This is a genomic window from Natrinema sp. DC36 (genome assembly GCF_020405225.1).
Taxonomy (GTDB): Archaea; Halobacteriota; Halobacteria; order Halobacteriales; family Natrialbaceae; genus Natrinema.
On record NZ_CP084472.1, the window covers coordinates 482,946 to 500,311 of the forward strand.

A 17,366-nucleotide genomic window follows, 5' to 3' on the forward strand; every position below is an offset into this window, starting at 1 on the left:
AGTCACGAGTGAGTCGGTTTTGAGCGAGTCGGAATCGAGCGGTAACCCGTGCGTCCCCCGGTAACGCGAACGCGAGCAAACGATTCAAGCGATTGGTCCCTAAGAGCGGCAATGTCACCGAACACATCCGGACTCCACCACGTCACGGCGATCGCCGGCGATCCGCAGGCGAACGCCGACTTCTACGTCGGGACGCTCGGCCTGCGATTCGTGAAGAAGACCGTCAACCACGACGATACGGGCACCTACCACTTCTACTTCGGCGACGGCAAAGGTTCTCCCGGCACGAATATCACCTTCTTCCCGTGGACCGATCGGGGACGCGAGGGTCGGTTCGGCGCTGGACAGCCACGGACGACTGCCTACGGAATCGCTTCGGATTCGGTCGACTACTGGCGCGACCGCCTCGAGTCCCGGGGCGTCGAGTTCGAAGAAAAAGAACGGTTCGGCGAGACCGTGCTCCGGTTTTCGGATCCGGACGGAATCGAACTCGAACTCGTCGCGAGCGACGGTGAATTCGACGCGACGCCGTGGGAGGACGGTCCGGTTCCGACCGAGCACCAGCTACGAGGCTTCGACGACGTGACGCTCGCCGTCGACGACCACGGCCCGACTGAATCGATTCTGACCGACGTGCTCGGCTACGAACTCGAGGCCGAAGCGGACGGCCGTCGGCGCTACCGAAGCGCGACGGGCGGGCCGGGCTCGTTGGTCGACCTCGTCGAGACCGACGCCGGCCGCGGGCAGATGGGCGTCGGAACCGTTCACCACGTCGCGTTCGTGGCGGAAAGCGTCGAGGAACAGGCGGAGTGGCGCGAGGCCTTCGCCGCGGCGGGGCTGTCGCCCTCCGAGGTTATCGACCGGAAGTACTTCCAGTCGGTCTACACGCGCGAGCCCGGTGGCGTCCTCTTCGAGATGGCGACGACCGGGCCCGGATTCACGGAAGACGAGGCCCTCGAGGAGCTGGGCGAACGGCTGGCGCTCCCGGAGTGGCTCGAGGACGAACGCGAGGAGATCGAGGCCCAGCTGCCGGCGTTCGACGGGCCGAACACGGGCTCGAGCGGGGATTGATCAGAAGGGGCGTTCGACTACCGCGGTCGAGGGACGGTTCGCACGACTGGCGAGTGGATCGCCGCTGCTCGCGCTTTTAACACTGCCCGGCCCGTACGAGCGCGCATGACCGCATCCGACTCGAGCGACCGCGATCCGGCCTTCCGATTCGAGTACGAACCCGCCACCGTCAGGTTCGGCGCCGGCTGCGTCGACGACCTCGAGGGCGAACTCGAGGCGCAGGGTCTCGAGCGGGCGCTGGTCGTCTGCGGCTCGACCGTCGGAAGCACGCCCGACGTGATCGACCCGGTCAGGACGGGGCTGGGCGATCGGCTGGCCGGCGTCTTCGACGAGACGACGCCGGCAAAACGGCTCGCGACGGCGATCGACGGCCGCGAGCGGCTGCGGATGGACGACGCCGACGTGCTCGTCAGCCTCGGCGGCGGCAGCAGCCTCGACGTCGCGAAAGTCGTCAGCATCCTCGCAGCGAGCGACCGCACGGCTCGGGAGGTAGCCACCGAGTTCGCCGAGACCGGGACGATCACGGTCCCCGACGAGGGGCTGGTTCCGATCGTCGCGATTCCGACGACGCTCGCCGGGGCCGATCTCTCGATGGTCGCCGGCGTCACCGCGTCCCCCGAGTCGGGGCTGGTCGACGAGGAGATCGGCGGCGGCATCTCCGATCCGGAACTGATGCCCGCGGCGGCGGTATACGATCCGGAACTCGTCGGGACCACGCCCGACTCGATCCTCGCGGGCTCGGCCATGAACGGCTTCGACAAGGGAATCGAGACGCTCTACGCGCGCAACGCGACGCCGGTCACCGACGCGACCGCCCGCCGCGGCCTCGAGAAACTCCAGGACGGACTGCGAGCGTTCGGCGACGGCGAGCGGGATGTCGGGACGTTCGAGACGCTCCTCGAGGGAGTCGTCCTCGTCCAGTACGGCATCTCGAGACCCGGAGAGACGACGGCGTCGATCGTCCACGCCTTCGGCCACGGCCTCACGCGGACGGACGACGTTCAGCAGGGGGCGGCCCACGGCATCGTCGTCCCCCACGTCCTCGAGTATCTCTTCGAGAGCGACGGCGTGGACGCTCGTGCGGGGATACTCGCGGACGCGCTCGGGGTCGGGGACGCCGCGGATCACGAGGCCGCGGTCGTCGAGGCGGTCACCCAAGTTCGGGACGGACTCGGCCTTCCCTCGCGGCTGCGGGACGTCGACGGCCCCGACCCCGAGTCGTTCACCGCGGTGGCGGAGGCGATTCTGAACGACGCGTTCATGGCGAACGCGCCGCCGGGACTGGAGCCGACCGTCGACGAAATCGAGGGCGTGCTCGAGCGGGCGTGGTGAGTCCCGAAAAACCGGCCAGCACTTCGTCTCACTGACGAGTATTTTCGCTGTTACAACCGTTTGAACTCCCGCGTTTCCGGGGTGGAACGGTGTTATCGAACCGATAAGTAACAGTGCTCGATACCGCCGTTCGGCTAGATCATGAGCGAGCACGAAAGACGGACCGTTCTCCGGTACGCCGGGCTCACGATTGCCGCCGGAATGGGGGCGGCGACGGGGACGGTAGCGGCCCAGGAAACCGACGCCGACGGATCCGTGGACGACGAAACCGCGGACGGGGAATCGACGACCGACGAATCGGTGACTACGGCCGGCTCGAGCGGCTGGTCGTCGATCCGCGGCGATGCGGGAAACACGGGTTTCGTTCCGGGTTCGACCGGACCGAAACCGCCGGTCGGCGTCGCCTGGGAGGACGAGCACGGCGGAACGTTCGCCGTCGTCGACGGGACGGTCTATCTCGTCGCCGACGACGGGCGGGTGCGCGCGATCGATGCGATGGACGGCTCGCTCGAGTGGGAGACCGATATTACGGCGGCGAGTCGAGCGGAGCCGGTGCACGCCATGGGGCCACCGGCGGTGGCACACGAGACGGTGTACGTTACCAGCAAAGGGGACGAGCCGAACCTGACCGCGCTCGATGTCGCAACCGGAGAGTCCCGCTGGCAGAAGAGCGGCCTCGGGTCCGAGACGAATCTGTCACCCACCGTCGCGAACGAACTGGTGTTCCTCGCCGCCGACAAGGTCCTGTATGCGCTCGACGCCCACAGCGGCGAGCGGCAGTGGCAGTTCAAACCGGGCACGGTGACGACTGACGACGGACGAGAACGAGGCGATTTCCTTCGGCGCGACTCCGTCGCCGTCGCCGGCGGAACGGTGTTCGCCCTCAGCAACAAGCGGCTGTTCGCCCTGGATGCCGAAACGGGGGACGAACGGTGGACGGACGGCGTCGACGACTGGGCCTCGAGCACGTTCTCCGGTCGTCCGATCGCCGCCGACGGTGTCGCTGCCGCCGTCAAAGCCGATATCATAACGATATACGACGCCGAAACCGGTGCGGAGCGATCGACGGTTCCCGCCCACTCGCTGGACGTCCTCACCGACGGTCGCGTGTACGCCGTGACCGACGCCGAAGACGGCGACCGGAAGACCGTCACCGGCTACGATTCGGAGACGGGAGATCGCGTCTGGCGACCGTCGGACGGCGACGGATCGTTCGCGTCGGCGGTCGTCGATGACGACTCCGTCTACGTGGGGCTCGAGGAATCCGGCGTGGCCGCGTTCGACCGAACGAACGGAAGCGGCGACTGGCGCGTCGATACCGGGACGGAGCCGCGACAGGTGGCGGTCGTCGGCGACACCGTCTACGTCAGCGGAGATGCCCTGTTCGCGATCCGGACCGACGGCGAAGACGAGACCGCCTCCGACGGCGGAAACGAATCTGCTGGTGCCAACAACGAATCGACCGACGACACCGGAACCGAATCGATCGGTGGCTCCGAGAACGGAGCGGCCGACGACGCCGATACCGAATCGTCCGACGATGCCGACGAAACTCCCGGGTTCTCCGCCGGGACGACCGTCGCCGGCGGAGCGCTCGCCCTCGAGTGGCTGCGCCGACGGACCGGCGACGACGAGTGAAACGCGGACCCGAGGGGGGGCGCGATAGCGACGGTCGGGGTCAGCGGTCACGGGTCGCGGTTGTCTCCGTTCTAATCTTCGACCTCGATTCGACCGCCGGTGGCGGTTCGACCCCGCGTCGCGGCGGCTCGAGGCCGGGGTGGAACGGTGAGCACAACCTGACGCCGTAGACCAGCGCGATCGTTCCGCCGGCGGCGAGGATGAACAGGACCGTGGGATCGGCAACGTGAATGAGCCGGAGGAGCGTGAGGCCGAACCCGCCGACCAGGAGGGAGAACACCTGCCCGACGGAGACCCAATCGGGAACGCGCTCGATGATCAGTTCTCGATAGGACGTTACGGACAGGAAGCCGGAACAAACGCCGAGGATCACGACCGGCCAGTACTCGAGCGGCCGGGGAAGGCCCGCATCGATGTGAACGAACGCGGCCAAAGCCGGCAGGGAGATTGCAAGCGTCACGAACTCGCCGCGACGCCCCTCGGGGAACTGCCAGCTCCCGTCGTCGTCTCGGAACCATCGAAACACGGGGTGCGTCACGAGCGGCCGGTTCGACGTGTCGGCTGTTGAAGGTTTTCATCGCGTGCCGGAACCCGAACGGTTTCTGACAGCTTCTGATAAACTCTGTCGAATTCCGGCAGATCTCGGCTAATTTTCACGGTTTCCGACGGATCCCAGGGGATCCTGACGGATCGCGAGCGGGCTACTGACCGCCGGTTTCGTCCGCGTACGACGGTCGCTCGGCGTACTCGATCGGGTCGCGAACGCCGATGGTCTGGAACGCCTGCAGCCGGAACGCACACGAATCGCAGGTGCCACAGGCGGGTTCGTTCTCGCGGTAGCAACTCCAGGTGTGCTCGTAGGGGACCTCGAGTTCGACGCCGCGCTCGGCGATGTCGGTCTTCGAGTCGTCGACGAAGGGGGCTTCGATCGAAATTTCGGTCTCGGGTTTCGTCCCGACGTCGACGACCGTCTCGAAGGCCTCGAAGAACTCGGGGCGGCAGTCGGGATACCCCGAGAAGTCCTCGCTGTGGGCACCGATGAAGACGGCCTCGCAATCGTTCGCTTCGGCGTAGGAAACGGCCATCGAGAGCAAGTTCGCGTTCCGGAAGGGGACGTACGACGAGGGGATCTCGTCGCTCTCGAGGTCGGCGTCGTCGACCGCCATTTCGTCGTCGGTGAGACTCGAGGCCCCGATCGCCGACAGGTGGTCGGTCTCGAGTCGCAGAAAGTCTGCCGCGTCGAACTCGTCGGCGAGCCGGCGCGCGCACTCGAGTTCGCGATCCTCCGTTCGCTGGCCGTAGGAGGTGTGCAGCGCGTAGATCTCGTAGCCCCGTTCGCGGGCCTCGGCGGCGGCGGTGGCGCTGTCCATGCCGCCCGAGAGAAGGACGACGGCTCGTTTGGCGGTCGATTCGTCGGTCGCGGAGTCGATGATCGTCTCGGTCATAGTGATCTCGAAAACCGTGATTACGTCTCGGGGGCGTCGTTCCAGAGGTCGACGTGCAGTCGCGGCGTGTACCGAAAGCCGTACTCCATCGCGAGGTCGGCGACCCGGTTGCGGGTCTCTGCGAGGCGCTCCCGAGTCGCCCCTTCGGGCATCAAGAGCACGTCGTCGTCGCTGATCGGAGCCTCGGCAACGGTGCGGAGCTCCGCGAGCAGGTCGAGGATCTCCGACATGTCCTCGGCGTCGGTCACGACGAACTTCAGTTGAACGTCGTAGTCCTCGACCAGTCGAGCGAGCGCATCCATATCGATTCGGTCGCTCTCGTGGCGTGCTTCCCACTCGCCCTCCCCTTTGGGATCGCGCTCCGCCGTCGGCGTGCTGCTCTCGAGTTTCGGGCTCACGGAGGCGAGGTCGATCGGCGCGTCCCGGTAGATCGTCCCGTTGGTCTCGACGGTGGTGTGATAGCCGCGCTCGTCGAGCGCCTCGAGCAGGGCGACGCTCTCCTCGTGAATCAGCGGTTCGCCGCCGGTGAGGACGACGTGATCGGCGTCGTGGGACTCGATTTCCGCCATAATTTCCTCGAGCCCCAGCCACGCGTGGGTCGGCTCCCACGAGGTGTGATAGGAGTCGCAGAACCAACACCGGAGGTTACAGCCGCTCGTCCGGACGAACACCGAGGGGACGCCGGCGAGCGTTCCCTCCCCCTGCAACGAGTAGAACAGTTCGTTGATCGGAAGTCCCTCGGTAGAACCACCGTCCCCGGCGTCGGCTTCGGTTGCGTTCTCGGCCGCAGTATCGGCCGCAGTATCGGCAGCAGCATCGGCCGCGTTCTCGAGATCGACCGAATCGGAAACCGGCATCTCAGAACTCGCTTCCTCCGCAGAGTTCGTGCGTCTCGCTGACCTGCACGGAAACGTCGGTGACCGTCTCGGGCAGGGCCGCCTCGAGTTTCCGCTCCATGATCACGCTCATCACCTCGGCCGTCGGCGGGTGCTCGAGGACGACGACGGCATCGTCGTCGCCGGCAGTCTCGAAGGCCTCGACGAGGGGGTCGCCGGCCTCGAGCAGGAACACGTGGTCCCACTCGGATATTACGTCAGTAATATCTCCCTTGTCGGCGATCCATCCCTCCTCGGTCAGGCGGCCCGCGACGGTGACGGCGACCTCGTAGTTGTGTCCGTGGGGTCGCGAACACTTGCCGTCGTGATGTCTGATCCGGTGACCGGCGCTGATTCTGATCGGTCGGTCGCGGCCGACGTGGAGGACGCGGCGGCTCCCGACGACACCATCGTCCGCCGTGGCGGCCGATCCGGATTCGCGGCTTTCGACTGGTTTGGTCATATTCAGGTATTCTCAAGAGAATACTTAAAGATGGCCGATCACGGACGGCCAATAGGATCAGCGTCGACGAAGGGGCGGTTCCCGGCAACGAGGGACGGCGTCAATCGGTGACAAAGCAGCGAGGACCCGGTATCGAAGCCGTCGTCGTACGGTCTGCTGTACCGGTGCACTGGAGCAATCGTAGAACGGTTCGCAGTTGCTCCGGAACTGATAACAGTCCGTATCAGTCCTGGAGTTGATCCTGGAGCCGGTTTTTCGCCTCGGTGCGACGCTTGCGCGAAAACTCGGGCACGTCGTCCGAGAAGTCGATCTCGATCTCGTCGAGCGTGCGTCGGTAGATGTTCGTTCGTCGTCCTTCATCGGAGAGCTGTCGGCCCTCGCAGGTCAACAGCCCGGCGTCCACGAGCTCTTCGATTCGACGATAGCAGGTCGCGATCGGAATCTCGATCGCTTCGCTCAGTGATTGGGCTGATTTCGGCGTTCCCGCTGCACAGAGTATTTCTGCACTGTATTTGTTGCCTAGCGCGGAGAGCACCGAGGTCGAATCCGCGTCCGTTCGTTCCGTCCGACTGCGAGACATACTCCGCTCGTTATCAATTACCATAATTGAATCTTATGGTTGTTGCGAGTTACACGTTATACTGAATTATTCGCTCAATTACCAATCCTCTTCGTAGAGTGTTATTACGGCTACAACTACTGCGATATCAACCGATAGCGTAGACGACCGAGGCGGCGGTCCCGCTCGAAGCGTGGTGTATCCGTGCGTCGGCGAGGGCGAGACGCATTTGAGGTCCCGGCTCGAACGAGCCGGTATGAAGGTCGCGGTCGTGACGATCGGAGACGAACTGCTCGCCGGACGAACGGCGGACACGAACGCAACATGGCTCTGCGAGCAGCTCGACGATCGCGGCGTCGACGTCGAGCGCGTGACGACGCTCCCCGACCGGGTCGGCGACATCGCCCGCGTCGTCAACGAGTACCGCGCCGAGTACGACGCCGTGATCGTCACCGGCGGGCTCGGCCCGACTCACGACGACCTCACGATGGAGGGCGTTGCGGCCGCGCTCGGGCGCTCGCTCGAGGAACACGACGACGCCCTCGCCTGGCTCGAGACGGACGGCTACACCCGCGACGACCTCGCGGCGGGGACGGCCGACCTGCCGGCGGGTGCGCGGGCGCTGCACAACGAAACTGGTGTCGCTCCGGGCGCAGTCCTCGAGGACGTGTACGTGCTTCCCGGCGTCCCCTCGGAGATGAAAGCGATGTTCGAGACGATCGCCGACGAGTTCACGGGGACGCCGACCTACCGGAAGACGGTCGTCGCCGACGAACCCGAAAGCGCGCTCCTCGATCGGATCGCCGCCCTCCGCGAGCGCTACGACGTCTCCGTCGGGAGCTATCCTGGCGAGTCGGTCCGGATCGAACTCAAAGGGACCGACGAAGCGACCGTCGCGGAAGCGGCGGCGTGGCTCCGCGAGCGGGTCGAATCGTCGTAATGACAAGTTCGAACGTTAGCGGTAGAAGTAAGCCATCCAAGCGACCGTTACGAGCAGGCCCAAGGCGAGCGCGCCCCAGCCGACGATATCCATTGGCAGCTGTGTGTCCGTCGCGAGAACGGCGGCGTCGATCAGTGCAGGCATGGTCGGCGATCCGTCCCCGTCCCTCTTAATTGTTCAGAAACCGAGCGGATAGCTCGTCGCTCGCCGGACTCGAGTCGGAGGTGAGTTGGGGGTGAGTGACGGCTGTGTCGTGGGTGAGTTGCGGTACCGTACGCGGCGCGAGACCGACGGACGGCTGCGATACCGCTTTCCCACTGGCGTTCGGATAGCCAGCCATGGAGTCAATCGGCGTCGTCGTCAACCCGATCGCGGGGATGGGCGGTCGGGTCGGATTGAAGGGGACCGACGGAAACGTCGAGGAGGCGCGCCGGCGCGGTGCCGAACCGCGAGCGCCGGACCGGGCGCGCGAGGCGTTGCAATCGCTCCACCGACGTGCACCGGATCTCACCGTCTACACCGCCGCCGGCGTGCTGGGCGAGCAGGCGTCCCGGGACGCGGGCTTCGAGCCCACGGTCGTCTACGAGCCGGGGGCGGCCGGCGACGACGGCTCGAGCGATCCGGCGAGACCCGGCGATCCCGGAGCCGCCGAGACGACGGCGGACGATACCCGCGCTGCCGTCCGCGCGCTGCTCGAGCGGGGGGTCGAACTACTTCTGTTCGTCGGCGGCGACGGCACCGCGGTCGACGTCGCCGCGGTGCTCGAGGAGGCGGGGGGAGAGACGCCGATGCTCGGCGTGCCGGCCGGAGTCAAGATTTACTCGTCGGTCTTCGGCGTCACCCCGACCGACGCCGGCCGGATCGCCGCCGAGTTCGACCGCGTCGAGTCCCGCGAGGTCAACGACATTGACGAGGCCGCTTACCGCGAAGGGGAGGTCCGGTCGGAACTGCGGGCGATCGTTCAGGTCCCCGTTGCACCGGAGTTGCAGTCGGGCAAGCAGGTCTCGAGCGGCAGCGTCGACTCGCTGGCCGCGGGATTCGCTCGCGAAGTCGAACCGGGGCGGACCTACGTCTTCGGTCCCGGCAGCACCGTCGGGGCCATCGAGCGGGAACTGGGAATCGACCCCTCGCCGCTGGGCGTCGATATCTGGCGCGCTGGGATCGAAACGGACGGGACGGATGGGACGGAGGGCGACGACGCGGAGTCTGCCGGCCAGCGCGGTGAGATTCTCGCTCGCGACGCCGCGGAGTCGGACATCCTCGCGGTGCTCGCGGATCCGGTCACCATCGTCGTCTCGCCGATCGGGGGACAAGGGTTCATCTTCGGTCGGGGGAACCACCAGATCTCGCCGGCAGTGATCCGCCGCGCCGACGATATCGAGGTCGTCGCAGCCGACGAGAAATTGGACGGAATCGATACGTTGCACGTCGATACCGACGACGCGGAGATCAACGAACAACTCGAGGGGTGGCTGCAGGTTCGGACGGGGCGGTTTACCACGCGGATGGTCCCCGTCGCCTGACCCCTCGGGTCCGCCCGAGTATCGCCGTCTCAGTTAGCGTCTCGTCGGTCACAGGTCGTACCCCGCCGTCTGCACCCCCGGAAAACCGCTCAACGGACGGCCACGAAACAAATTATATAAGGATGATGTCGAAACGGCTGCTGACTACAACCATATAACGATTGGACTCACGATAATGACCATATAGTCAAGATTAAGGTCAAGTCGGTACTATGGTGTCACATGGAAACGCGGAAAGTGCAACGACTCGGTCCGTCGACCCTCGCCATGACGCTCCCGGCGGAGTGGGCGTCCGAACACGCCGTCGAAAAGGGCGACGAAGTATCGCTGCGGACCAGCGGCAAGGGTACACTGACCGTGATGCCCGAGTCCGCCAACACGGAGGAGACCGAAGCGATCATCCACACCGACGAACTCGACGCCGACGCCGTCGAGCGCGCGATCGTCGCCCAGTACGTCCTCGGGCGGCGCATCATCCGCATCGAGCGCGAGGACGGCGCCCTCGAGTCCGATCACATCAACGCCGTCTACCAGGCCGAGACCCAGCTGATGGGACTCGGCGTCATCGAGGAGACCCCCGAGAGCATCTCGATCCGCTGCTCGGTCGATCCCGAGGACTTCACGCTCGACAACCTGCTCGAGCGCCTCGAGCGGACCGGCCAGACGATGCGCGGCGAGGGGATCAAGGCGCTGGCCCACGGCAACCCCGATCTCGCCCAGCGCGCCCTGAACCGGGAGCGACAGGCGAACAAGATCTTCGTCCTCCTGCTTCGCCTGATCTTTACGGCCTACCAGAACCCGAACCTCGCGCGAGCGGTCGGTCTCAACACGGGCTTCCCGCTGATCGGCTACCGCTCGATCGCGAAGAACCTCGAGCTAACCGCCGACAACGGCGAGGACATCGCCGAGATCGTCATCGAGACCGAAGGGCACTCGCTCAACGTCGACAGCTCCGTGATGCGCGACATTCGGGAGCTAAACGAACTGGTCGACGACATCACGTCCAGAGCCGTCGAAGCGGCCGTCGAACGCGATTACAACAAGTCCAACGAGGTCCGCGCGCTGTTCCACGAGATCTCCGACCTCGAGCAGGAAATCCTCGCGGAGTTACCGGAGATGGATAACGAAGATCTGCTACGGGTCCGCGAGGTGCTCGTCAGCCTGCAACAGACCGCCCAGTACGCGATGCGAAACGCCGAAATCGCGGCGAACCTTGCGCTCAATGAGGAGTCCGAGCACACCACGATCAAGTGACTGCGCCGCCGGGTTGACCGGCGTCGTCGGCTGTCATTCGGTCACGAAAGAGAGAAGTTAAGAGACCCCACACACAACGCCCGAGCATGGCTACGGAAACCGAGACGACGGACAAGGGCGTCGGACTGGCGCTCGCACTGGGCGCACTCGCGGTGATCGGCGCACTCGTCATGCTCGTCGGTGCACCTGACGTGACGGCGGCGTGGGGCTTCGCTGGGGCCGTTCTCTTTAGCTCACTCGCGGTCGTCGGCATCCACCTCTTCGACTGACGAGGCGCAGCGACAGGAGAATCGACTCGACGGATCGAACCGAATCGGTGGCTCGAGACGGCTGATCGAACGGCGCTCGGTACCGAACCCGGCACGTTCCAGCCGTTAAAAGTTAAGACCGACGGCCACCTAGAGTGGCGTACGGACGATGACCGACTACTCCGACGAAGAGCGGCGAATTGTCTCGTACCTCCGCGAGAGCGCTGCCCGCGGCGAGCAGTACTTCCGGGCGAAGAACATCGCGGACGCGATCGGACTCTCGTCGAAACAGGTCGGCGCTCGACTGCCACACCTCGCGGAGAAAACGGACGACGTCGACATCGAGAAATGGGGCCGCGCCCGGTCGACGACCTGGCGAGTCACGATCAGTTGATCGGCGTCAACGCGCGTCACTCGACTCTCCCACTCCTGCCCGGATTCGCTGGAGATTACTGCAATCGCAACGAGGACCGGCCCCGCCGGTCCACGGTCTTTTTATCCGACAATCGCACAGGTACGGGCATGACTGTACGGATCGACCGATCATTTGAGGTGGATGCGTCGCCGGAACGAGTCTGGGAGTTTATCGTCGATCCGGCGAACCGGGCCCAGGCGATCAGCGTCGTCGAATCCTACTCGATCGACGATCCGGCTGGTCGGCGCGCGACCTGGCAGGTTTCGCTCCCGATCCCGCTCGTTCGGAAAACGATCGCCGTCGACACCGAAGACGTCACGCGACGACCGCCGGAGTACGTCAAGTTCGTCGGCAAATCGAAAGTGATGGACGTCACCGGCGAACACGAGATCGTCGAGACCGACGACGGTGCTCGCCTCCAGAACAGCTTCGTCGTCGACGGCAAGCTCCCGGGAGTCGAGCGATTCTTCAAGCGAAACCTCGATTCGGAACTCGAGAACCTCCAGCGCGCGCTCGAGCGGGACCTGCAAACGACTCAGTAACGCAGCTATCACGGTGATGCGGTCGACACGGTACCGCAGCCGACACAGTAACGGTGGTGGGGCGGCCACAGGTGAACGATGACTGTCGACGCGAACGCCGCCGCTGCGGACGCCGAGACTGGCGACTCGCTCAGGCTCGCACTCGCACAGATCCACGTCGAGGCCGGTGAGATCGACGCGAACGTCGACCGGGCGCTCGAGGCAGTGTCGCGGGCCGCCGATCGCGGTGCGGACGTGGTCGCCCTGCCGGAACTGTTCACCGTGGGCTACTTCGCGTTCGACCTCTACGCGCGCACCGCCGAACCGTTCGGCGGCGAGACGTTCACCCGGCTTCGGGAGGCGGCCGCCAACCACGGCATCGCCGTCCTCGCGGGCAGCATCGTCGAGGATCTATCGGCGACCGACAGCGTCGACACGCCGGCCGACGAGGGACTGGCGAACACCGCCGCGCTGTTCGACGCCGACGGCGACCTGCAACTCGTCTACCGAAAGCACCACCTCTTCGGCTACGAATCCGCAGAGTCAGAACTGCTCGTCCCCGGCGACCGCCTCGAGACGGCGACGATCGGCGACTTCACCGTCGGCGTGACGACCTGCTACGATCTTCGGTTTCCGGAACTCTATCGGCGACTGGTCGACGACGGCGTCGAACTGGTGCTCGTCCCGAGCGCGTGGCCCTACCCGCGCATCGAACACTGGGAAACCCTCTCGCGGGCCCGCGCGATCGAGAACCAGGCCTACGTCGCGACGATCAACGGCGCCGGCGAGTTCGACGACGCCACGCTGCTCGGCCGCTCGAGCGTCTACGATCCCTGGGGCGTCTCGCTGGCCTCGAGCGGCGACGAGCCGGCGCTGGTCACGACGGATATCGACCCCGGAACGGTCGGGAGGGTCCGAGCGGAGTTCCCGGCGCTGCGGGATCGGCGGCTGTGACTGCTGTGTGATCGGTAGCTGTAACTGTTCCGTGATCAGCGGCTGTGAGCGCTGGAGGACTCCCACCCGTGACCGCTTTGACAGCACGGACACCACGGGCACCGACCGCTGACTTTTTATTTCATCAGGTCATTCGTTTGGATGCCGGTACAGGCGCTTTTCACGTCTACCCGGCATAGCGCGTCGCTCCGGCCCGTCGCACGCTCGGTTTCCCGCGGGAACCGAGCGACCACGTCCGCACCCGCCTCGTCCCACCTTTCGCCTCCCACCTTCCATCTCAGTTTCGTGCCCGTTCGCTCGAGGGAGAGTCAGTTCGACCGACGTGAGCCCTTTCGCAGAACCTGAATACAGCGCACAGTTTACGGAAAATCAGGGGGAAAGCCCGCCCTGTAGGGCGGGGAGGATGTCAACGGTCTCGCTCGATGGTTTCGCCGGACCTCGTGGTCGCTCCGGTCTCGAGTTTCAGTCCGGGTGTGAGACTCGTGTTGATCCCGGTTTTGACCTCGTCGCCGGCGACGACGCCGAACTTCCGTCGGTTCGTCGAGACGCGATCGCCTTTGACCGTAAACCGAATGTCTGCGTCGTCGTGGCGGAGGTTCGCCACGTTCGTCCCCGCTCCGAAATTGACGTCGCGGCCGAGGACGCTGTCGCCGACGTAAGAGAGGTGACTGACTGACGTTCCGCGGGAAACGACGCTGTTTTTGATCTCGACCGAATGGCCAATTTCGGCGTCCGGGCCGACTAAGGTCGCGCCGCGGACGTATGCGTTTGGTCCGATCTCAGCGCCCTCGCGGATCAGTGCCGGCCCCTCGATCACGACGCCGGGTTCGATCGTCGCGCCGTCTTCGACGACGACCGCTCCCTCGAGCCGTGCATCCTCGCTCACATCGCCGTCGATCCGGCGCTCCATCTCCGCGAGTTTCCACTCGTTGGCCTCGAGCAGCTCCCAGGGTCGGCCGACGTCGAGCCACCGCTCGAGGGTGATCGGCGTTACGTCGTACTCGTCGATCACCCGCGCGACGACGTCGGTGATCTCGTGTTCGCCGCGCTCGCTCGCGGGGACCTCGAGCCACTCACGGGCTTCGGCGGGGAAGGCGTAGGCCCCGGCGTTGGCGAGGTTCGTCGGCGGATCGGCGGGCTTTTCGACGATCTCCGTTATCAGGCCGTCCTCGCCGTCGGTACTGAGGACGCCGTAATTGCTCGGTTCGTCGACCTCGATCGCGCACACGGCCGGGCAGGCGTCGAACAACCGGTCGATCGCGGCCTGATCGTAGAGATTGTCGCCGTTGAGCACGGCGAAGGGACCCTCGATATGGTCTCGAGCGGCGTTGACCGCGTCGGCGGTCCCCGCCTGTTCTTCCTGAACGGCGTAGGAAACGGGGACGCCGCGGTACTCGGTACCGAAGTGAGTCCGAACCGTTTCGGCTTCGTAGCCGATTACGAGGACGATTTCGTCGGCTCCGGCGTCGACTGCCGCGTCGACGGTGTGGGCCGCGAGCGGTCGATCGGCGACCGGTAGCATGGGTTTCGGAACCGATTCTGACAACGGTCGCATCCGCGTCCCTTGACCCGCCGCGAGAACGACTGCCTTCATGTACTCCTCCCTTCCACGAATCCCCGGATAAGCGATTCGTTCGGAGGTAGAAAATGAAAGTGGAGTGGTTCGTTGCTACTGGTGGGGAAGCGAGCGACGTATCGGTGCGGCGCTGACAGTTCGCCGACTGTTATCAGTCCTCAGTCGTCTTGATATCGGCCGACAACCCCTGTGCCATCTCGATCTCTCTGGAGTTGTTCATCGTCCACGCCGTCCGCTCGGTGACGGCTTCGATGGCCTCGCGGGCGCTCGGGTAGCCGTTACCGGACTTCTTGACGCCGCCGAAGGGAAGCTGGACCTCCGCGCCGATACACGGCAGGTTCGCGTACGCGAGCCCGATTTCGGCGCGGTCTCGGAAGTAGTTGAGCTGGCGGTAGTCCTCCGAAATGATCGCGCCCGCCAGTCCGTAGGGGGTGTCGTTGTGAATCTCGACTGCGTCCTCGATATCGCCCGAGTACTCGATGAGGGCGACGTGGGGGCCGAAACACTCCTCGTTCAGACAGCGCAGGTCGGACTCGTAGTCGATCTCGTAGACGAACGGGCCGACCCAGTGGCCGTTCGCGTAGCTAGCGCGACGCTCACCATCGGCGGCAGTGGCCGCCCCGTCTTCGGAGCCGTCCGGAATCTCCTCGTCCGCGAGTTCGAATCGATCGACGAGGACGTTCGCACCCTCCTCGCGGGCGAGGTCGTTGTGCCGGCGGATCTTCTCGACGTGGTCGGCCTCGATCGCCGGTCCCATGAACGTGTCTTCCGCGAGCGGATCGCCGACCGCGATGTCCTCGGCGATGTCGACGAATCGGGCTTTGAACTCGTCGTAGACATCCTCGTGAACGATCAGGCGCTCGCTCGAGACGCAGCGCTGGCCGGTCGTCTTGAAACTCGACATGATCGCGGCGTGGACGGCGATGTCGAGATCCGCCTCCTCGGTGATGACGATTCCGTTCTTGCCGCCCATCTCGCAGGCCGCGAGTTTGCCGGGTTCGCCGCCGACTTTGCCGGCGATCTCGTGGCCGACCTCGGCGGAACCGGTGAAGAGGACGGTATCGACGCGCTCGTCGTCCGCGATCGCCGCGCCGGCGTCGCCGAAGCCCTGGACCATGTTGAAGACGCCGTCGGGGATCCCGCTCTCCTCGAACATTTCGGCGATGATCTGCCCGCACCACGGGGTCTGCTCGGCGGGCTTCCAGACGACGGTGTTGCCCTCGACCAGGGCGATGGCCATGTGCCAGAACGGGATCGCGACCGGGAAGTTCCACGGCGTGATGCAGCCGACGACGCCGCGCGGCTTCCGGCGCATGTAGGCGTCCTTGCTGCCGATCTCGCTCGGGACGACGTCCCCGTGCGGGTGGCGCGCGTTGCCCGCCGCCCACTCGACCATGTGCCAGGCCTCGGTGACGTCGGCTTTTCCCTCCGAGATTTCCTTGCCGCACTCCTTCGAGACGATTTCCCCCAACTCGTCGTGGCGGTCCCGAAGTTCGTGGTAGATGTCCCAGAGATACTCCGCGCGGTCGATGTAGGACAGGGAGCGCCACGCTTCGGCGGCCGATTCGGCGGCCGCGAGGGCCGCATCGACGTCGGCCGCCGTCCCGCGCTGGAAGGTCGCCAGCGGCTTCCCGGTCGCGGGGTTCTCGCTCTCGAACGTCCGTTCGCCGTCGGACTCTGTCCGATCGCTCGCGGGGCCCTGTTCCGCGCCGTTCCCGTCGGTCCACTCGCCGCCGATGTAGTGGCCGCGTCCCCGTTCGGTGCGTTGCTGGCTCATACGAGAGAGAACGGCGGGCATCGTGAAAATCCTGATGGTGGTTCACATATCGCGAATGGACTGGAGCATTCGGCACCCGAAACGCCGCTGTTCGTTCACTCGAGTCCATCCGTGGTAGACGCGTGAACACCGACGGCGCTCCGGCGTTCGACCCACCGTGCCAGTCGGTCGATAGCTGACGAAGAGAGCTGATTGAGCCACACGAAGCCCTGAACTGGCCAATAACGTGTAAATTCCAGTCGGCGAATTTCCCGACAGGTGCAGGCACGCACGTTTTGCTCGAAAGGCCGCTACCTTCGAGTGAGTAACAAATGAGTGACACACCGAACACCGAAACCGGCCGCGATACCCGGACCGATTACAACTCACTGAATACGGACGCGATGCAGTGGCTGAGCGCCCTCGTCGCGCTGCTCGGGCTCTACCTCGTCGCCTCCCCATTCCTCTTCGAGGCCACGGACGCGGCGATCTGGAACGACACCCTCGTCGGAACGGCGATTTTCCTCGCCGCGGGCTACAACTTCGTCCGCCTCTCGAGGGATCGATTGGCGAGCGTCGGCGTCGCATCGCTCGCGGTCCTGCTCGGGCTGTGGGCACTCGTCTCGCCCTCGTTCATCGAGATGGGAAGCAACGAGCTCGCGACCGGGACCGCGATCACCGGCCTGCTCGTCGCCGCCCTCTCGGCCTACAACGCCTACGCCAACAACAAGGCCGACACGCCAGAACAGACGCGAGCCCGCGCCTGAATTCGAACGACGCTTTTTCGCGTTCGGTC

General features: G+C 65.4%; 19 protein-coding genes. 11 read left to right on the forward strand and 8 right to left on the reverse strand.

The window, feature by feature from the left end:
* The first annotated feature begins 111 nt into the window (after window positions 1–111).
* The 3 genes from LDH74_RS02525 to LDH74_RS02535 all read left to right on the forward strand — a co-directional run bounded on the left by LDH74_RS02525 (window position 112) and on the right by LDH74_RS02535 (window position 4,041).
* Entirely contained in the window at window positions 112–1,071 is a 960-nt protein-coding gene (locus LDH74_RS02525; RefSeq protein ID WP_226041065.1) for a ring-cleaving dioxygenase, read from the forward strand.
* 105 nt (window positions 1,072–1,176) lie between these two features.
* On the forward strand, window positions 1,177–2,403 hold the full coding sequence (locus LDH74_RS02530) for an iron-containing alcohol dehydrogenase family protein (protein ID WP_226041066.1): 1,227 nt from the start codon (window positions 1,177–1,179) through the stop codon (window positions 2,401–2,403).
* A 141-nt stretch (window positions 2,404–2,544) separates the two neighbouring features.
* Window positions 2,545–4,041: a PQQ-binding-like beta-propeller repeat protein gene (locus LDH74_RS02535; protein ID WP_226041067.1), complete on the forward strand. Its 1,497-nt coding sequence runs from the start codon at window positions 2,545–2,547 to the stop codon at window positions 4,039–4,041.
* Window positions 4,042–4,081: 40 nt separating this feature from the next.
* On the opposite strand, the gene LDH74_RS02540 is transcribed toward LDH74_RS02535, so the two are convergent.
* The 5 genes from LDH74_RS02540 to LDH74_RS02560 all read right to left on the reverse strand — a co-directional run bounded on the left by LDH74_RS02540 (window position 4,082) and on the right by LDH74_RS02560 (window position 7,404).
* Window positions 4,082–4,579 (reverse strand): hypothetical protein, encoded by a 498-nt coding sequence (locus LDH74_RS02540; RefSeq protein ID WP_226041068.1) that lies wholly within the window; start codon window positions 4,577–4,579, stop codon window positions 4,082–4,084.
* A gap of 163 nt (window positions 4,580–4,742) precedes the next feature.
* Window positions 4,743–5,486 (reverse strand): 7-cyano-7-deazaguanine synthase QueC, encoded by a 744-nt coding sequence (gene queC, locus LDH74_RS02545; RefSeq protein ID WP_226041069.1) that lies wholly within the window; start codon window positions 5,484–5,486, stop codon window positions 4,743–4,745.
* A gap of 20 nt (window positions 5,487–5,506) precedes the next feature.
* Window positions 5,507–6,343, reverse strand: coding sequence for a 7-carboxy-7-deazaguanine synthase QueE (locus tag LDH74_RS02550; RefSeq protein WP_226041070.1), 837 nt, complete (start codon window positions 6,341–6,343; stop codon window positions 5,507–5,509).
* Window position 6,344: 1 nt separating this feature from the next.
* Complete coding sequence (locus tag LDH74_RS02555) at window positions 6,345–6,824, reverse strand: 6-pyruvoyl tetrahydropterin synthase family protein (RefSeq protein ID WP_226041071.1); 480 nt, start codon at window positions 6,822–6,824, stop codon at window positions 6,345–6,347.
* Window positions 6,825–7,047: 223 nt separating this feature from the next.
* Window positions 7,048–7,404 (reverse strand): helix-turn-helix domain-containing protein, encoded by a 357-nt coding sequence (locus tag LDH74_RS02560; protein WP_226041072.1) that lies wholly within the window; start codon window positions 7,402–7,404, stop codon window positions 7,048–7,050.
* Between the two features lie 235 nt (window positions 7,405–7,639).
* On the opposite strand from LDH74_RS02560, the gene LDH74_RS02565 reads away from it, so the two are divergent.
* Window positions 7,640–8,323, forward strand: a complete 684-nt coding sequence (locus LDH74_RS02565) for a molybdopterin-binding protein (RefSeq protein WP_226041073.1) — start codon at window positions 7,640–7,642, stop codon at window positions 8,321–8,323.
* Between the two features lie 15 nt (window positions 8,324–8,338).
* Here LDH74_RS02565 and LDH74_RS26410 read toward each other — a convergent pair whose 3' ends face one another.
* Window positions 8,339–8,467, reverse strand: coding sequence for a hypothetical protein (locus LDH74_RS26410; protein ID WP_255680917.1), 129 nt, complete (start codon window positions 8,465–8,467; stop codon window positions 8,339–8,341).
* A gap of 194 nt (window positions 8,468–8,661) precedes the next feature.
* On the opposite strand from LDH74_RS26410, the gene LDH74_RS02570 reads away from it, so the two are divergent.
* From LDH74_RS02570 to LDH74_RS02595, 6 genes are all read left to right on the forward strand, one after another.
* Complete coding sequence (locus LDH74_RS02570) at window positions 8,662–9,846, forward strand: ATP-NAD kinase family protein (protein ID WP_226041074.1); 1,185 nt, start codon at window positions 8,662–8,664, stop codon at window positions 9,844–9,846.
* Window positions 9,847–10,068: 222 nt separating this feature from the next.
* Window positions 10,069–11,100 carry a phosphate uptake regulator PhoU gene (locus LDH74_RS02575; RefSeq protein WP_226041075.1) on the forward strand — a complete coding sequence of 344 codons (1,032 nt, stop codon included), beginning with the start codon at window positions 10,069–10,071 and terminating at the stop codon, window positions 11,098–11,100.
* 86 nt (window positions 11,101–11,186) lie between these two features.
* Window positions 11,187–11,369 (forward strand): hypothetical protein, encoded by a 183-nt coding sequence (locus tag LDH74_RS02580; protein WP_226041076.1) that lies wholly within the window; start codon window positions 11,187–11,189, stop codon window positions 11,367–11,369.
* Window positions 11,370–11,517: 148 nt separating this feature from the next.
* The gene (locus LDH74_RS02585; RefSeq protein ID WP_098724144.1) at window positions 11,518–11,742 is read left to right on the forward strand and encodes a hypothetical protein; all 225 of its coding nucleotides are present in this window, start codon (window positions 11,518–11,520) and stop codon (window positions 11,740–11,742) included.
* Window positions 11,743–11,870: 128 nt separating this feature from the next.
* On the forward strand, window positions 11,871–12,305 hold the full coding sequence (locus tag LDH74_RS02590) for an SRPBCC family protein (RefSeq protein ID WP_226041077.1): 435 nt from the start codon (window positions 11,871–11,873) through the stop codon (window positions 12,303–12,305).
* 78 nt (window positions 12,306–12,383) lie between these two features.
* A complete protein-coding gene (locus LDH74_RS02595; protein WP_226041078.1) occupies window positions 12,384–13,238 on the forward strand; it encodes a carbon-nitrogen family hydrolase in 855 nt (284 codons plus the stop codon).
* Window positions 13,239–13,644: 406 nt separating this feature from the next.
* On the opposite strand, the gene glmU is transcribed toward LDH74_RS02595, so the two are convergent.
* Window positions 13,645–14,832 (reverse strand): bifunctional sugar-1-phosphate nucleotidylyltransferase/acetyltransferase, encoded by a 1,188-nt coding sequence (glmU, locus tag LDH74_RS02600; RefSeq protein WP_226041079.1) that lies wholly within the window; start codon window positions 14,830–14,832, stop codon window positions 13,645–13,647.
* Between the two features lie 133 nt (window positions 14,833–14,965).
* Complete coding sequence (locus tag LDH74_RS02605) at window positions 14,966–16,591, reverse strand: aldehyde dehydrogenase family protein (protein WP_226041080.1); 1,626 nt, start codon at window positions 16,589–16,591, stop codon at window positions 14,966–14,968.
* Between the two features lie 311 nt (window positions 16,592–16,902).
* Here LDH74_RS02605 and LDH74_RS02610 point away from each other — a divergent pair, with 311 nt between their 5' ends.
* Window positions 16,903–17,337, forward strand: a complete 435-nt coding sequence (locus LDH74_RS02610; protein WP_226041081.1) for an SPW repeat protein — start codon at window positions 16,903–16,905, stop codon at window positions 17,335–17,337.
* Window positions 17,338–17,366: the final 29 nt, after the last annotated feature.

Coding starts and splice junctions, on each gene's coding strand:
- LDH74_RS02560 (WP_226041072.1), bottom strand. CDS start 7,404: ATGTCTCGCAGTCGGACGGAACGAACGGACGCGGATTCGACCTCGGTG.
- LDH74_RS02605 (WP_226041080.1), bottom strand. CDS start 16,591: ATGAGCCAGCAACGCACCGAACGGGGACGCGGCCACTACATCGGCGGC.
- LDH74_RS02525 (WP_226041065.1), top strand. CDS start 112: ATGTCACCGAACACATCCGGACTCCACCACGTCACGGCGATCGCCGGC.
- LDH74_RS02575 (WP_226041075.1), top strand. CDS start 10,069: ATGGAAACGCGGAAAGTGCAACGACTCGGTCCGTCGACCCTCGCCATG.
- LDH74_RS02555 (WP_226041071.1), bottom strand. CDS start 6,824: ATGACCAAACCAGTCGAAAGCCGCGAATCCGGATCGGCCGCCACGGCG.
- LDH74_RS02590 (WP_226041077.1), top strand. CDS start 11,871: ATGACTGTACGGATCGACCGATCATTTGAGGTGGATGCGTCGCCGGAA.
- LDH74_RS02570 (WP_226041074.1), top strand. CDS start 8,662: ATGGAGTCAATCGGCGTCGTCGTCAACCCGATCGCGGGGATGGGCGGT.
- LDH74_RS02530 (WP_226041066.1), top strand. CDS start 1,177: ATGACCGCATCCGACTCGAGCGACCGCGATCCGGCCTTCCGATTCGAG.
- glmU (WP_226041079.1), bottom strand. CDS start 14,832: ATGAAGGCAGTCGTTCTCGCGGCGGGTCAAGGGACGCGGATGCGACCG.
- queC (WP_226041069.1), bottom strand. CDS start 5,486: ATGACCGAGACGATCATCGACTCCGCGACCGACGAATCGACCGCCAAA.
- LDH74_RS02595 (WP_226041078.1), top strand. CDS start 12,384: ATGACTGTCGACGCGAACGCCGCCGCTGCGGACGCCGAGACTGGCGAC.
- LDH74_RS02535 (WP_226041067.1), top strand. CDS start 2,545: ATGAGCGAGCACGAAAGACGGACCGTTCTCCGGTACGCCGGGCTCACG.
- LDH74_RS02585 (WP_098724144.1), top strand. CDS start 11,518: ATGACCGACTACTCCGACGAAGAGCGGCGAATTGTCTCGTACCTCCGC.
- LDH74_RS02610 (WP_226041081.1), top strand. CDS start 16,903: ATGAGTGACACACCGAACACCGAAACCGGCCGCGATACCCGGACCGAT.
- LDH74_RS26410 (WP_255680917.1), bottom strand. CDS start 8,467: ATGCCTGCACTGATCGACGCCGCCGTTCTCGCGACGGACACACAGCTG.
- LDH74_RS02550 (WP_226041070.1), bottom strand. CDS start 6,343: ATGCCGGTTTCCGATTCGGTCGATCTCGAGAACGCGGCCGATGCTGCT.
- LDH74_RS02580 (WP_226041076.1), top strand. CDS start 11,187: ATGGCTACGGAAACCGAGACGACGGACAAGGGCGTCGGACTGGCGCTC.
- LDH74_RS02565 (WP_226041073.1), top strand. CDS start 7,640: ATGAAGGTCGCGGTCGTGACGATCGGAGACGAACTGCTCGCCGGACGA.